The organism is Streptomyces sp. NPDC031100, assembly GCF_055570785.1.
In genome coordinates this window covers 1-13,737 of the sequence record NZ_JBVIGN010000029.1, presented here as the reverse complement: position 1 = coordinate 13,737, position 13,737 = coordinate 1, and the positions used below count along the sequence as shown (strand labels likewise).

Sequence of the window (13,737 nt, the reverse complement as noted above, 5' to 3'; positions counted from 1 at the left end):
TCCTCCACACCTACAACCACCACCGCTGCCACACCGCACTCGGCGGCCAGCCACCCATCACCCGCGTGAACAACCCTGCGGGTCAATACAGCTAGGCCCCGGGGTTGTCTTCTCACCGGGGCCTGGCGCATGCCCGGCCGGGTCAGTCCTCCCCGGCCGCAAGGGGGAGCGTCGCTCGCTGAGCGAGACGGACTACATCCGCCTGCTCGACGGCGCCCGCCAACTGCTCAAGGCCCCGCTCATCGTGGTGTGGGACCGGTTGAGCACCCACACCTCCAAGACGATGCAGGCACTCGTTGCCGAACGGGACTGGCTGACAGTGGTCCTGCTGCCCGGGTATGCGCCCGGCCTCAACCCGGTGGAGGGCCTGTGGGCGCACATCAAGCGGAGCCTGGCCAACCTGGCTGCCCGCACCCTGAGCGAGTTGGAGACTCTGCTCCGCAGTCGGCTCAAGGCGCTGCAGTACCGACATGGCGTCCTCGGCGGATTCCTCGCCGGGACGGGGCTCACTCTCGATGGACGGGGAGGACCCTAGTACGCCGAAGTCAGCAAATGCCGGCATCGTATGAGGTCACCGGATGACGGCTATGCGGTGTCGTAGCTGTGGAAGATCAATGAGCAGCGTTCATACGACTCAGTCCGGGCGCGCTCTGCCCTCGGTGCCGTTGCCGGCGGCTGTCAGACCCGGACGGCCCACACGCCGCACGATTGCTCCGAGCTCGGCGACCTATGTGGTCACAGCACGGGCGGATCGTCCGGAGCGCTCCCGCGATCCGGGAGCTGTCCAGGTCGACAGCTGACGACGGCAGCTGGCAGGGCCGGCAAGTCGGACTGGCACATTGGGTCGTCGTGACCGATGCCCGGGGCGGTGACCGGGGCCTAGGTTCGGGCTGTCCTCGTCGGTCGCCCGCGGCCCGACGGTCACCCAGCGAAGTGAAAGGCGGCCCATGCGCCGGCTCACCTACTACATCGGCTGCAGTCTCGACGGCTTCATCGCCGGACCGGACGGGGAGACCGACTCCTCCGGTTTCGACGGCGACCTGAAGGACGCGATCCTCACCGATTACCCCGAGACGATCCCCGGCCATGCCCGTGAGGCGCTGGGTCTCGTCGATGTGCCCAACAAGGTCTTCGACACGATTCTGATGGGCCGCGCCACCTACGATCCCGCCCTGCAGATCGGCGTCACCAGCCCCTATCCGCACCTGCGGCAGTACGTCTGCTCCTCCACCCTGACCCGGACCGACCCCGAGGTGGAGGTGGTGTCGGGGGACCCGGTGGAGCTCGTCCGCGGCCTCAAGCGGCAGCCGGGCGCGGGCATCTGGCTGTGCGGCGGGGCGAGCCTGGCCGGGCAGCTGCTGGGCGAGATCGACGAACTGGTGGTGAAGCGCTACCCGGTGGTGTTCGGCAGCGGCATCCCACTGTTCCGCGCCCGCTTCGCCCCCGGCGAATGGCTGCTCCGCGACTCCCGGGTCTTCCTCACCGGCACCACCTTGACCAGTTACGTCCGACGCTAGGAGCACCGATGCTGTTTCGACCCACGACCGGGGCCGAGGTCGACCGCGTCGCCGCGGTGACGGTCACCGAACCCGTCGGCTGGATCGACGCCGACCGCTACCGGGATGAGCTCGGGCAGGGGATGTACCGGCCGGAGTGGACCTGGATCGCCGAGGACGGCGACGGCCGGCTGCTGGCCCGCGCCCTGTGGTGGGGCCGGGCGGACAGCGCCCACCCGATCGCCTTGGACTGCCTGCACGTCGACCCCGGGGCGGGCGACCGGGCCCGGGTGGCTACCGGGCTGCTCACCGCCGGGCTGCAGGCGTTCGCCGCCGCGGGCGCGCCGAAGCCGCCGCTGTACAACCTGACGCTGCCGGTCGGTTGGCGCGACGATGCGGTGGCGGCGGACGCGGTGGCCTGGCGCCGGAGCGCCGCGCGGGCCGCCGGCCTCAGCCATGAGGTGGAGCGGCTGCGGCTGGAGTGGACCAGCGGCGATCCGCTGCCGGGGGGCGAGGGCCGGCTCAACTTCGCGCCGGCCTCCGACGAGGAGTTCCTCGGGATGTTCCGGCGGATCGCGGTCGGCAGCCTGGACGACGAGACCCGCCGGAACGTCGCCGCGATGGGTGTCGAGGCGGCCGCCCGAGAGGAGTTGGAGTTCTACCTCGGCTGCCCGGGCGAGCGGGAGTGGTGGCGGCTGGCGTACGGCCCCGACGGGCGGCTCGCCGGACTGGTGATTCCCTCCGCGACGCCGTACGCCCGGAACGTCGGATTCCTCGGTGTGCTGCCCGAGTTCCGTGGCCGCGGCTATGTGGACGACCTGCTCGCCGAGGTCACCCGGAGCCATGCGGAGGCCGGCGCCGAGCTAATCACCGCCACCACCGACACCGGGAACGCGCCGATGGCGGCGGCCTTCGCCCGGGCCGGCTACCGGACCACGCAGATCCGGATGATCTGGTCGGCGCCGGTGGCCGAGCAGGAGCGAGCGCGGTAGGCGCGGCGGTCGCCGCCCTCGAGTCCGTCCCCGGTCCGTCCCGCCCGGTCCGCGTACAGTGACGATCAACGTGGCCCGGCGGCGGCCGGGTTGGCGGATCCTGGGGGGCACGGATGCAGGGGCGCGACGAGGAGCTGCGGCGGATCGAGCTGATGCTCGCCGACGCCCTGCGCGGCGAGAGCAGCGCCCTGCTGCTGCACGGTGAGGCCGGCATCGGCAAGACCGCGCTCCTCGACCACGCCGCCGCTCGCGCACAGGGCCTGCGGGTGCTGCGCGTCGAGGGCATCGAGTCCGAGATGGAGCTGGGCTTCAGCGGACTGCACCAGCTCTTCCTGCCGATCCTCCAGGTGCTCGACCGGCTGCCCGCCCCGCAGGCCCAGGCGCTGCGCTCCGTCTTCGGCCTCGTCGACGCGCCGGTGCAGGACCGGCTGACCGTCGCCCTCGCCGCGCTGTCCGTCCTGGCCGAGGCCGCCGCCGACACGCCCCTGCTGTGTCTCGTCGACGACGTGCAGTGGCTGGACCAGCCGTCTGTGGATGTGCTGGCGTTCGCCGCCCGCAGGCTGCGCGCCGAGGGCGTTGCGATGCTCTTCGCCGCCCGCGGCGACTGGCCCGGCAGCACCGGGCGGGCGCTGCCCAGGCTGCACGTCACTGGCATCGACCGGACTGCGGCCGCGGCGCTGCTGCCCGGGCTCGCGCCGCACGTCGCCGAGCAGATCATCGACCAGGCGCAAGGCAATCCGCTGGCGCTGCGGGAGCTGTCAGCAGCGCTCACCCCGGCGCAGCGGTCCGGCCAACTGGGGCCGCTGGTGCTGCCAGAGGTGCCGTCGGCGCTGCCGAGCCGGCTGCAGGAGTCGCTCGCCGAGCGGATCCGTCGGCTGCCCGAGGCCACCCGCCGGATCCTCGCGGTGGCCGCCGCGGACGACACCGGGGACTTGGCCGCAGTGCTGGCGGCGGCGGCCCGGTCCGGGGGGTCGGTCGACGATCTGGCGCCCGCCGAGCGGGCCGGGCTGCTGGTCGTCTCCGGCACAGGGCTGCGTTTCCGGCATCCGCTGGTTCGGTTCGCTGCCTACCGCAGCGCGCCGCTCGCGGAGCGGATCGCGGCGCACCTGGCGTTGGCGCAGACGCTGGACGGCGCCGGGCACGCGCACCGCCGGGCCTGGCACCTGGCCGCGGCGGCGACCGGGCCGAACGAGCGGGTGGCCGCGGAGCTGGAGCGGGTCGCCGAGTGGGCGGGCAGCCGGCAGGCGATGGCGTCGGCCTCCGCTGCCTACGAGCGGGCCGCTCAGCTGACCGCGGACCCGGCGCTGCGGGCGAGGCGTCTGATCGGCGCGGCGCAGCGGGCCAGCGAGGCCGGACAGGACGAGCGCTGCGGCGCCCTCGCCGACCAGGTGCCGCAGCCGCTGCAGGACCCTGGAATGGCGGCGGACTTCGCCCGGGTGCGGGCCGTGGTCGAGCTCGGCTTCGGCAGCCCGGCGCGGGCCGCCCGGATCCTCGCCGAGGGCGCGGACGCGACCGCCGCGCAGCGCCCCGACAAGCTCCCCGTGCTGCTGACGGACGCGCTGCACGCGGCGTTCGCCGCGGGGGACGCGGCGCTGATCGCCCAGATCGCGGCCCGCGCGCCCGGTCTGCCGGTCCTCGCGGTGCCGGCGCACGTCTTCGCCGACGCGACGGCCACCCGGCACGAGAACGCGAATGCGGCCGCGGACGACATCCCCGCTGACCCAGACGTCCGTGGCGCGCGGCGGCCGCTCGCCGAGCTGGTGGCCGCCTGCGACCGCGATGAAGTCAGCCTGATGGACCGGCTGATGACCGGGCACTACTGCCACCTGCTCGCCGACCACGCGACCGCACACCGAGCCGTCTCCGCCGCCGTGGCGCACTGCCGCGACCGCGGCGTCGGCGGCTGGCTGCCCACCACACTGCACCTGCTCGCCCAGGTGGAGCTCGCGCTCGGCCGCCGCGACGACGCCCAGGCGCACGCCGCCGAGGCGCTGCGGCTCGCCGACTACTACGACCTCGACCACCGGGTCGCCCACCTGCGCGCCCTGCTCGCCGTGCTGGCCGCGGCCCGCGGCGAGGAGGACCGCACCCGTGAACTCGCCGACCTGGCCCTGGAGTACACCAGCCCGCGGTGCGTCGGCCGGGGCACCTCCGACGCGCTGTGGGCGCTGGGCCTGCTCGACCTCGGCTCCGGGCAGAGCCAGCGGGCGCTGGACCGACTGGAGACGGCGCTGGATGAGGCCGGTCACCCGCTGATGGCCCGCCACCTGCTGCCCGACCTGGTCGAGGCAGCCGTGCGGGCCGGCCGCCCGGAGCGGGCGAAGGCACCCGCGCAGGCCCTCGCGGCCTGCGCGGACGCCCTCCGGCAGCCCGCGGTCCACGCGCAGCTCCTCCGCTGCCGGGCCCTTGCCGGACCGGATTCCCGGGCCGAGGAGCACTACCTCGCCGCCCTCGACCTGCACCCGGCCGACGACAGCTTCGAGCGAGCCCGCACCGAGCTGCTCTTCGGCGAGTGGCTGCGCCGGCAACGCCGCAAGCTCGACGCGCGCGAGCGACTGCGCGCCGCATTGGAGCGCTTCGACCGAGTGGGCGCTCGGCCGTGGGCGCGGCGAGCCCGGACCGAGCTACGGGCGGCGGGCGGGCACCACGACCCGGCGCTCGCCGCGGACTCGCCGATCGCGCGGCTGAGTCCGCAGGAGCGCGAGGTGGTGCGGCTCGCCGCGACCGGCGCGACCAACAGGGAGATCGCCACCCAGCTGCTACTGAGCCCGCGCACGGTGGGACACCACCTCTACCGGGCCTTTCCCAAGCTCGGCATCAGCTCCCGCACCCAACTCGCCGACGTGCTCGGTGGGTAGCCGGTGCGGGCAGAAGCACCGGTCCCGACGCAGATCCAGACCCCGAGACGCCGAAGTCAGTAAACCGCCGTGCAAACAAGATCGTGTTACGAGCTCTAGCGTTGTCCCGCAACTCTTGAAGGCGCTGCACCGCCCGTGCGGATAGCCCGACTCCGTCGTTGCCCGCGAGTCGCCGTGCCATCTCGCATCGGGCGCCAAAGGCTCCCGCGGGGACGGCCGTTAGGGTGGTCGGATGGATGTCGGTGCGGTACTGATCGCGGTCGCCGGTGTCGGGGGGACGCTCGGGGGCGCACTGCTTACCCAGCGCGGTGCCGACCGGGCCAAGCGACGTGAGCTGGAGATGACCCATGCTTTCGAGGAGGCTCGCGAGCACCGCGAGCTGCGGCGCAGCTGCTATACGGAGCTTCACAGGGACGCGCGGCAGTTTTCCACAGCACTCAGCCGTCACCTGTACGTCATGCGGGACCGTACGGCCGAGGCCGAGGACATTCGGGCGTTGGAAGAAACCAAGGACACCTACCGCGACCGCTGGTCCGAGGCATTGATGATCGCTTCTGACACGGTGATCCCTTCGGCTCACGACATGAACGAGGCACTGACCCTCGTCTACGGACAGGTCAAGCGTCTGGAGCAGGGAAACCCGCGGCCGGGTGAAACCCTACAATCAGCGGCTGAAGCACAACATTCGCTCTGGTCCCTGATCGACACCATGAGGGAGTCCATGCGCAGCGATCTCGGCGTAACTGACGACCCACACTCGGTCATCCCGAATCGCGAGCAGCTTGAGGCTATGCGTCGTGATTTTGGCGTGACTGAGGAGCCACGAAGGTGATCTCGCTTCGCCCTGTTCAGGCTTGAGTAAGTGCAAGGTTGTGCATGTGGGCGACACCGCTCGTGGCCCAGAAGACCCCGTCGCCCTTCAGCCGGCAGTCCCGCAGGATCTTCCAGTTCTTCATGCGGGCGAAGACGTGTTCGACGCGGGCACAGACCTTGCGATGGGAGGCATTGTGCTCCTCCTTCCAAGCCGGGAGTTCGACCTGACCGCGCTCACGGCGGTGGGGGATGACGAGGCCGGTGCCCCGGTATCCACCGTCCGCGATGACCGTGGCGTTGCCGACGGCGTCTTTCGCGCCGGACAGCTCCCATGCCTTGCAGTCGTTGCGGTTGCCAGGCACAAGCCGGCCGACGGCCACGACGCGCCGGGTGTCGGCATCGATGACGACCTGGTGGTTAGTGGAGTACCGGTAATTCCTCGACTGCTCGGCGATGGTGTGGTCGCGGGTGGGGACCAAGATGCCGTCCACGATCAGCACGGTGTCCTTGCGGAACCGTTTGCGGGGGTGGAGTGCGAGCGATCGTCCGAGGCGGTCGATGATGCGGCTGGCGGCTGACTTCGAGACACCGAAAAGCAGGGCGAGTTGCCGCAGTGTCAGGTTCGTCCGCCAGTACGCGGCGACCAGCAGGACCCGGTCCTCCAGCGGCAGGCTCCACGGCCGGCCCTTGCGCACCGGGTCCGCGCCCTCGCGCCGCAGCGCGGTGATCAGCTTGCCGAACTGACGTGGGCTCAGCCCGGTGAACGGGGCTATCCAGGAGGGCTCCGACGCCCTGATCACACCAGCCACAGCGCGATCATCTCAACTGCCGACCACTCGCAGTGGCCTCACGCGGCCGGCCTCGTTCGCTTTCAGCAGCACCGCTTCGTCTGATTGCCTGAGGGACGGTGGCCGGTGAGCCAGGAAGCCGATCTGGGGAAACAGCTTTGCGTGTCGTGTGATCGGCTTGGATGCTGGCTCGCCGGAGGTAGTGAAGATGATCAACGTTGTGTTGAAGCTGTCAGCCCGTGACTTGGCGCATGCGGACCTGGCGTCGTGCGGGTGGGCAGGGTCTGACCACCACCTGGCGGGCGTCGCTGAGCAGTTGGAACGTGCCCGGATCGGTGAGGTCGACTACCTCGCGGTCTGCCCTGCAACCAACATCCCTGTGGCGAAGGGCGGCGTCGACTACCAGGTCAAGGAGGGCGTCGGCACTTTGTGGCAGCTGGCAGTCCACCCCGCATTGCAGTCGTGTGGGATCGGCACGTTCCTTGTCGAAGCCGCAGAACTGCGGATCAGGAACCGAGGTCTGCGGCAGGCCGAGCTGGGTGTGGAGGAAAGCAACCCCCGGGCACGTGCACTATACGAACGACTGGGATATGTCGCGTACGACCGTCAGCCGGACTCGTGGGACCAGCAAGCCCCTGATGGATCGTTGCGCCGCTACGAAACGATGTGCACGTTGATGCGGAAGGAACTCGCGTAGGCTCAGTCACCTTCACGGGATCTGCCAGCGGACGCGTCGTCCCAGGTCATGTAGTCATCGGTTCCGGGCACCGTCCTCCAAGGCGTCGCCCACGGCGGAGCCCCCGTCCTCAGACACGGCTAGAAGCTGTGGGTGCGGAACGGCTCCTCCGCACCCAGTCCCGCCCTGCCCGTGCATGACGCGGCACGCCTACTTGATAGACCTCAACTGGACCATGCGGGACGGCTCGCCCGACGACGAAAGCGCGCGGGACATGGAAGACAACCGAGTGGCGCTTCTCGACGCAGCCCGAGCGGCCACGGGACAGCCCACCACCGACCCCCGAAGATCTTTTACGGGACAGCCTTTAGGCCCCGATGTCGTCATTGATCAGTGGATGCGGGCCTGGCGCCCCTCGTACAGAACGGCCTCGAGGGCGGCGATGGCCGGGGACCGCTTCGGGTCGTGCTCCTGCCGGAACGTCTCCCAGTAGCGGGCGAGGTGCCGCAGCGTGTCGTCGGCCCATTCGATCACGACCGGCAACAAGGCGGCCGCCGCCCGCTCCTGCGAACGCCGGCCGCGAACGGGATCAGAGGCTCAGAGCTTGGTGAAGCACATCGTGGAGCCGAGGCCCCGGCGGGTGACCTTGATGCCGTAGTCGTACTCGGACCCGCAGGCTTGCGGCTGTGGCTGCTGCGGGTATCCGACCGGCACCTGTGGCTGCTGCGGGTACACGTAGGGCTGCTGCGGCTGCCCGTACGGCGGCTGATCCTGGTACTGCGGCCGAGGCGTCGACATGCCTGGAAAACCCCGTCGTTGACTGTCGGATGATGATCAATGCGAGCGCGAGACTATCCCTCGGTAACGCACGGCCGCCAACGGCCGTTGTCGCCGCCAGCGCAGGCAGTGCCCGTAGGCACGGGCGCCGGCACCTACACCCTCGCTCAAGCCCAAGCGCAGGGACGAGCCGGCCAGGAGACCTCGCCGCCACGGCTCACGGCCAGGCAACGGTCAATCGACTCCGCAACCGATGACTGGCTGGCTCAGGTGCACGAAGCGCTCCAGCGTGGTTCGGCGTCGGGATCCTGTTGGGAATTCGTGAAATCGGCTCTGTCCGCAGTTCCGTGAATCCCCAGGTCAGCGACAGGAACGCGGGATCGTTTCGGCAGCGTACTTCCTGCCGTGGCGAGCAAGACGGTTGAGGATGTGCTGTTTCCCGGAATCGATGTGCGGGTGGAAGGGGTGAGCGACTCCTCCGGCATCCTGGTGGTGGAGGCGGTGTCGACGGCCCGCCCAGGCCGGTGCCCGAACTGCCGCAAGCCGGCCCGCCGCGTACACAGCACGTATCAACGCACCCTGGACGAACGGCCGTTGGGCTCGCGCCGGGTCATCGTCCGGCTGCGAGTGCGCCGATACTTCTGCGACCGCAGGACTTTGCTCCCGCACGACCTTCGTCGAGCAGGTGCCGGGGCTGTCCGCGCGCTACCGCCGTTCCAGCACAGGGCTGTCGGGCTGGCTGCGGTCGATCGCGATCGAGCTCGGCGGCCGTCCTGCCGCACGGCTGTGCCGCCGGTTGCGGTTGACCGCGGGACGGACGCGTCTGCTCAGGCTGGTGACGGCACCGGAGGTGCCGGACCGTGCCCCGCGGGTGCTGGGGGTGGACGAGTTCGCCTTCCGGAAGGGCTGCACCTACGGCACCGTGCTGGGCGACGTCGAGGCCGGCCGGGTCGTGGACGTGCTGCCCGACCGCACGTCCGAGACCTTCGCGGCCTGGCTCACTGAGCATCCCGGAGCAGAGATCATCTAATGGGTCCTGAAGACGGTTCACGAGCCTCTTTTCAGGCGGGCTCATGCCGCGCTGGTACGGGGCCGAGTCCTAGAGATCATCTGGGCCCTCGAGTCCTATCGGCAGACGGGGCCGGCCCTGTACTCAGAATCTGTCACCGCAGTTCCGCTACTGAGGCATGGACAGGTGACAGCCCGTCACGGGTATGCGAATACGTTCTGGGACAAACAATCTGAGATCACTGTGCCCGAATCGCCACGCTGATGCTGTTCTCTATTCGTGGCCTGAGCCGATCGCGTGGATTACCTCTCGATAGATCATGAGTGATTCAGCTCTGATGAGGACCGAGGCCCACGCGGCCCGCTGGGGTTGCGAACGGCTGGTGGGATGTCGTGCCTTGAGCACTGCCATTAGAGAGTACGCGCACCCTGCCCAGGCTCTGGCCTGCGAGAACAGTTCGAGGTGCAAGGGAGGCCGGTATGGAGAGTGCGGAGCAGCCGACAACAGTATTCTGCGGGGTGGACTGGGCAGAGGGGCATCACGATATTGCCTTGGTTGATGCTGAGGGGAGGCAGCTGGCCAAGCAGCGGATAGGTGACGATGCTGTCGGGCTTTCCCAGCTCATGTCATTGCTCGCTGACCACGGGGACGCCGAGGAGAGCCCGATTCCGGTGGCGATTGAGACGTCACGTGGACTGCTGGTTGCTTGCCTGCGAGCCACAGGGCGTCCGGTGTTCGCCATCAACCCGCTTGCAGTGGCCCGATACCGCGACCGGCACTCGGTCGCGCGGAAGAAGTCCGACTCCGTTGACGCAGCGACGCTGGCGAACATCCTGCGCACCGACATGGCCGTGCACCGGCCGCTGCCCAAAGACACAGAGCTTGCCCAAGCGGTCGCCGTGCTCGCGAGGGCCCAGCAGGACGCGGTCTGGGACCGTAATAACCAGGCCCAAAACAAGCTCCGTTCACAGCTGCGCGAGTTCTACCCGGCGATCCTGGACGCCTTCGTGAACCATAAGCACGGATTGTGCTCGATTGAGGCCCGCACGGTCCTTGCCGTTGCCCCCACTCCGACTCAGGCTGCCCAGCTCACGCGTCGCCAACTCAGGGCTCTCCTCAAACGCGCAGGGCGTGTCCGAGGAATTGATGCCGAGGCCGATCGACTCCATGAGATCTTCCACCGCGAGTACCTGCACCATCTGCCGCTGGTCGAGGAGGCCCTCGGGCAGCAGACTGCAGCCCTGCTTCGCCAGCTGGAATCTGCCTGCATGAACCCGAAGGACCTTGAGATCTCCTGCATCGAAGCCTTCCAGCAACACCCTGATGCAGAAATCATCGTCAGCTTTCCAGGTCTGAGTTTCCTGACTGGCGCTCGAGTCCTTGCAGAGATAGGCGATGACCGTTCACGTTTCACTACCGCTCAAGGACTCAGGGCGTATGCCGGCAGTGCCCCCGTGACCCGAGCCAGCGGCAAGAGTCACTACGTCATGCATCGGAAGATCATGAATAAGAGGCTGGCCGCCGTCGGCTATCTGTGGGCCTTCTCCTCTCTCCGCACCTCACCGGGCGCCAGGGCCCATTACGACCGCCGCCGTGAAGTCGGAGACCGACATGTTTCCGCCCAACGCCAGCTGTTCATCCGATTCGTGGGCATGCTCTTCTACTGTCTTCAGCATGACGAGCCCTACGCCGAGTCGAGGGCATTCCCCAACCAGCGGCCCACAAGCAGCGTTCCGGCCGCCGCTTGACACTCAAGGACTTGGGATGTCTGCCGGGACCGGGCAGGCGCCTACGCCGAGGGGGCCCGGCGCGGCGCCCCCGACGCTCTGCGGGTCGCTGACCGGTTTCACTTGTGGCAGGGCCTCGGCCGGGCCGTGGAGACCTGTGTCGCCGCCCACTGAGACTGTCTGCGCAGCCCGTCGACCAGCGGCACGCTGCCGGAGGCGACCTGCCCGGAGTCCGGCCGGCCGCTGAGCGGCTCGGGACCCCTCGGCCGGCGGGCCGAACGTAAGAAGGCCGCGCACACCCTGGTCCACGAGATGCTCGCCCAAGGCCACTCACGCCGTGCGATCGCCCGGCACCTGGGCTGGGGCCTGAACACCGTACTCCGGTACGCGAGCGCCACGCGCTGGCAGGACACCATCCGCGACAACCGTCCCCGACCCAGCAGGCTGGACCCCTACAAGCCCTATCTGGAGCGCCGATTCGCCGAGGGATGCACCAGCGTCACCCGCCTACACAGCGAACTCGTTGCCCACAACGCGCCCGTCACCTACCAGATGGTCCGCGCCCACGTCGCCACCCTCCGCGGGGCTCCGACCGGCGCGCCGCCCCGGCCTCCGACGGTGCGCCAGATGACCGGCTGGCTCACCCGGCACCCCACCGCGCTGAGCGAGGACGACCGCGCCGGCCTGAAGGATGTCCTGGCACGCTGCCCCGAACTGGACACGGCTGCCGGCCATGTCCGTGACTTCGGCGAGATACTCAGCGACCGTCTGGGGGCCAGGCTCCCTGCCTGGATCGACGCGGTCGACGCCAGCCAACTACCCGGCCTCACCGGCTTCGCACTCCACCTGCTCCGAGACCTCGACGCAGTGACAGCAGGACTCACCCTCGACTGGAGCTCCGGCAGCATCGAGGGGGCGGTAAATCGCATCAAGAAGATCAAGAGGCAGCTCGACGGACGAGCCTGATTCGAACTACTCCGGAAGATGATCCTGCTCCAATAGCAACCCGAGACGCCACCCAAGATCTACACCGGGACCGAGATGCAGCAACACCTGCTGCGGCGGGCGTGCGGATCGAGGCCCAGATAGGTGCCCAGCCGTGGCAAGATGGCCTCATGTTGATCCGAAAGGGCGATGCCGCGTAGGCGTCCCAAGGCCGTCCGCGCAGAGCGGTGCCGGCCACGATGGCAGTGTCCCGTCCTGAAGGTCCACGGTGTCTCCGCGCGGACTCGTGCAGCGATCCGCAGGGTCGAAGACCAAGAGATGTGGCCCAACGCGGTCGCTGACGCGCTCTCTCGTATCGAGTGGGCTTTCGAGCAACCTGGCCGATACCTGGATGCCTCCGCGTTCTGCTCGCCTGGGACAAACGATGCCCGTGATGACCTGCAGTGGGCGACGCGGCACCTTCCTCTGGGAGCCAAGCGGGACTTGGGCCGACTGATCACGCGCATCGATGAGGAATTCGAGCGCCGCACTTTGCCTGAACCCAACTACATCGAGTTGGCGACGTTCGGCTGGTGGTGGACCAGAATGCGTGAACGCTGACGTGCCTGGAGCTCGTGTACCTTCCCTCTAATCGAACGCACCGTCACCCTCCGCGACGACGATCTGTGCCAGAACCCCGTTCTCATGAACACAGCCAGGCTGTTCTATTGGTCCCCAAGGCAGGCCGCGCGCCATACCTCGGCGGTGAGGTCGAGCATGCCGTGGGCCTGTGCCTCGGCTGCCAGGGCGTAGAGGCGCGCGCGGGCCGTCGGGTCGGACTGTTTGACGCGGATCTGCGCCTTGAGCATCTCCAGGCGGATCCGGTCCCGGAAGTTGAGCTGAACCTTCTCGGTGGCGGCCTGTTCGCAGTGGCGGGCGGCCTCCTCGTACTCGCCTCGTACGTAGGCGAGTTGGGCGAGCAGGAAGGCGTACTCCTGCTGGTGCTGCGCCGTGCCGACGAGTTCCAGGGCGGGGCGTGCCTCGTCCAGGTAGCGCTGCGCCTTGTCGGGGGCGGGCGGCAGTGCCTGCAGGGCCAGCGCCGCGGCGGCGTGGCGCAGGCGCATCCACAGGAGCAGGTCCTCGCGGCTGGACAGTGCGGTCATCGCCCGCTCCAGGAGGGAGGCGGACAGCTCGTGGTTGCCCTTGCGGGTCGAGACTGTCGCGGCGGTCCACAGGGCCTGGGCCGCCAGCACGCCGGTCTGCCCGCCGACTCGGGCGCAGGCCTCCTCGCTGAGGCGGAAGGCCTCGGCGAGGTCCCCGAGTTCGGCTGTCACGGAGGCGAGCAACAGGCGACATCGGAGCATGTCGTGGTTGTCGAGGGAGTCCTCGCTGCCGATTCGGAGCGCTTCGAGCGCGGTGGTCCGGGCCGGGCCGGCCTCGCCCAGGTCGCGCTGGACGCGGGCGAGGTGCAGGCGCGAGTAGACGCGCAGCACGGGGTGGCCGAGCTCGTCCGAGAGCGCCACCAACGTGGTCAGCGTTGTGCGCGCCTCGGACCGCTCGCCGTCGGCCGTGAGGAGTCTGGCCAGGTGGACGTGGGGGGGGGGGGGGGGGGGGGGGGGGGCGGGGTGGGGGGGGGGGGGGGGGGGGGGGGGGGGGGGGGGGGGGGGGGGGGGGGGG

The 13,737-nt window shown here is 69.5% G+C and carries 12 protein-coding genes and 3 pseudogenes; 11 read left to right on the top strand and 4 right to left on the bottom strand.

From position 1 onward, the window contains the following. Positions 1–154 precede the first annotated feature (154 nt). The 5 genes and pseudogenes from ACZ5DS_RS42405 to ACZ5DS_RS42385 form a co-directional block, all read left to right on the top strand. A pseudogene (locus ACZ5DS_RS42405) lies at positions 155–535 on the top strand (transposase); the annotation flags it as partial. Between the two features lie 412 nt (positions 536–947). Next, a complete protein-coding gene (locus ACZ5DS_RS42400) occupies positions 948–1,517 on the top strand; it encodes a dihydrofolate reductase family protein (protein ID WP_468249813.1) in 570 nt (189 codons plus the stop codon). Between the two features lie 8 nt (positions 1,518–1,525). After that, positions 1,526–2,488 (top strand): GNAT family N-acetyltransferase, encoded by a 963-nt coding sequence (locus ACZ5DS_RS42395; protein ID WP_468249811.1) that lies wholly within the window; start codon positions 1,526–1,528, stop codon positions 2,486–2,488. Positions 2,489–2,601: 113 nt separating this feature from the next. Further along, a complete protein-coding gene (locus ACZ5DS_RS42390) occupies positions 2,602–5,346 on the top strand; it encodes an ATP-binding protein (RefSeq protein WP_468249808.1) in 2,745 nt (914 codons plus the stop codon). Positions 5,347–5,578: 232 nt separating this feature from the next. Then, on the top strand, positions 5,579–6,178 hold the full coding sequence (locus ACZ5DS_RS42385; protein ID WP_468249807.1) for a hypothetical protein: 600 nt from the start codon (positions 5,579–5,581) through the stop codon (positions 6,176–6,178). 16 nt (positions 6,179–6,194) lie between these two features. On the opposite strand, the gene ACZ5DS_RS42380 is transcribed toward ACZ5DS_RS42385, so the two are convergent. Beyond that, positions 6,195–6,968, bottom strand: coding sequence for a transposase (locus tag ACZ5DS_RS42380; protein ID WP_468249804.1), 774 nt, complete (start codon positions 6,966–6,968; stop codon positions 6,195–6,197). 187 nt (positions 6,969–7,155) lie between these two features. Between ACZ5DS_RS42380 and ACZ5DS_RS42375 the strand changes: the two genes are divergently transcribed. Continuing rightward, positions 7,156–7,644 carry a GNAT family N-acetyltransferase gene (locus ACZ5DS_RS42375; protein ID WP_468249802.1) on the top strand — a complete coding sequence of 163 codons (489 nt, stop codon included), beginning with the start codon at positions 7,156–7,158 and terminating at the stop codon, positions 7,642–7,644. A gap of 369 nt (positions 7,645–8,013) precedes the next feature. On the opposite strand, the gene ACZ5DS_RS42370 is transcribed toward ACZ5DS_RS42375, so the two are convergent. Then, positions 8,014–8,157: a hypothetical protein gene (locus tag ACZ5DS_RS42370; RefSeq protein WP_468249799.1), complete on the bottom strand. Its 144-nt coding sequence runs from the start codon at positions 8,155–8,157 to the stop codon at positions 8,014–8,016. Between the two features lie 63 nt (positions 8,158–8,220). Beyond that, positions 8,221–8,421, bottom strand: a complete 201-nt coding sequence (locus ACZ5DS_RS42365; protein ID WP_468249798.1) for a hypothetical protein — start codon at positions 8,419–8,421, stop codon at positions 8,221–8,223. 384 nt (positions 8,422–8,805) lie between these two features. Between ACZ5DS_RS42365 and ACZ5DS_RS42360 the strand changes: the two are divergent. From ACZ5DS_RS42360 to ACZ5DS_RS42340, 5 genes and pseudogenes are all read left to right on the top strand, one after another. Beyond that, a pseudogene (locus ACZ5DS_RS42360) lies at positions 8,806–9,036 on the top strand (transposase family protein); the annotation flags it as partial. Positions 9,037–9,085: 49 nt separating this feature from the next. Continuing rightward, a complete protein-coding gene (locus ACZ5DS_RS42355) occupies positions 9,086–9,430 on the top strand; it encodes a transposase (protein WP_468249796.1) in 345 nt (114 codons plus the stop codon). A gap of 458 nt (positions 9,431–9,888) precedes the next feature. Beyond that, the gene (locus ACZ5DS_RS42350; protein WP_468249793.1) at positions 9,889–11,157 is read left to right on the top strand and encodes an IS110 family RNA-guided transposase; all 1,269 of its coding nucleotides are present in this window, start codon (positions 9,889–9,891) and stop codon (positions 11,155–11,157) included. Positions 11,158–11,175: 18 nt separating this feature from the next. After that, positions 11,176–11,275: pseudogene (locus ACZ5DS_RS42345) on the top strand (hypothetical protein); the annotation flags it as partial. A gap of 173 nt (positions 11,276–11,448) precedes the next feature. Further along, positions 11,449–12,102: a transposase gene (locus tag ACZ5DS_RS42340; protein ID WP_468249791.1), complete on the top strand. Its 654-nt coding sequence runs from the start codon at positions 11,449–11,451 to the stop codon at positions 12,100–12,102. A 683-nt stretch (positions 12,103–12,785) separates the two neighbouring features. On the opposite strand, the gene ACZ5DS_RS42335 is transcribed toward ACZ5DS_RS42340, so the two are convergent. Next, positions 12,786–13,586 (bottom strand): hypothetical protein, encoded by an 801-nt coding sequence (locus ACZ5DS_RS42335; RefSeq protein ID WP_468249789.1) that lies wholly within the window; start codon positions 13,584–13,586, stop codon positions 12,786–12,788. Positions 13,587–13,737 lie beyond the last annotated feature (151 nt).

Coding starts and splice junctions, on each gene's coding strand:
- ACZ5DS_RS42400 (WP_468249813.1), top strand. CDS start 948: ATGCGCCGGCTCACCTACTACATCGGCTGCAGTCTCGACGGCTTCATC.
- ACZ5DS_RS42395 (WP_468249811.1), top strand. CDS start 1,526: ATGCTGTTTCGACCCACGACCGGGGCCGAGGTCGACCGCGTCGCCGCG.
- ACZ5DS_RS42390 (WP_468249808.1), top strand. CDS start 2,602: ATGCAGGGGCGCGACGAGGAGCTGCGGCGGATCGAGCTGATGCTCGCC.
- ACZ5DS_RS42385 (WP_468249807.1), top strand. CDS start 5,579: ATGGATGTCGGTGCGGTACTGATCGCGGTCGCCGGTGTCGGGGGGACG.
- ACZ5DS_RS42375 (WP_468249802.1), top strand. CDS start 7,156: ATGATCAACGTTGTGTTGAAGCTGTCAGCCCGTGACTTGGCGCATGCG.
- ACZ5DS_RS42365 (WP_468249798.1), bottom strand. CDS start 8,421: ATGTCGACGCCTCGGCCGCAGTACCAGGATCAGCCGCCGTACGGGCAG.
- ACZ5DS_RS42350 (WP_468249793.1), top strand. CDS start 9,889: ATGGAGAGTGCGGAGCAGCCGACAACAGTATTCTGCGGGGTGGACTGG.
- ACZ5DS_RS42340 (WP_468249791.1), top strand. CDS start 11,449: ATGCTCGCCCAAGGCCACTCACGCCGTGCGATCGCCCGGCACCTGGGC.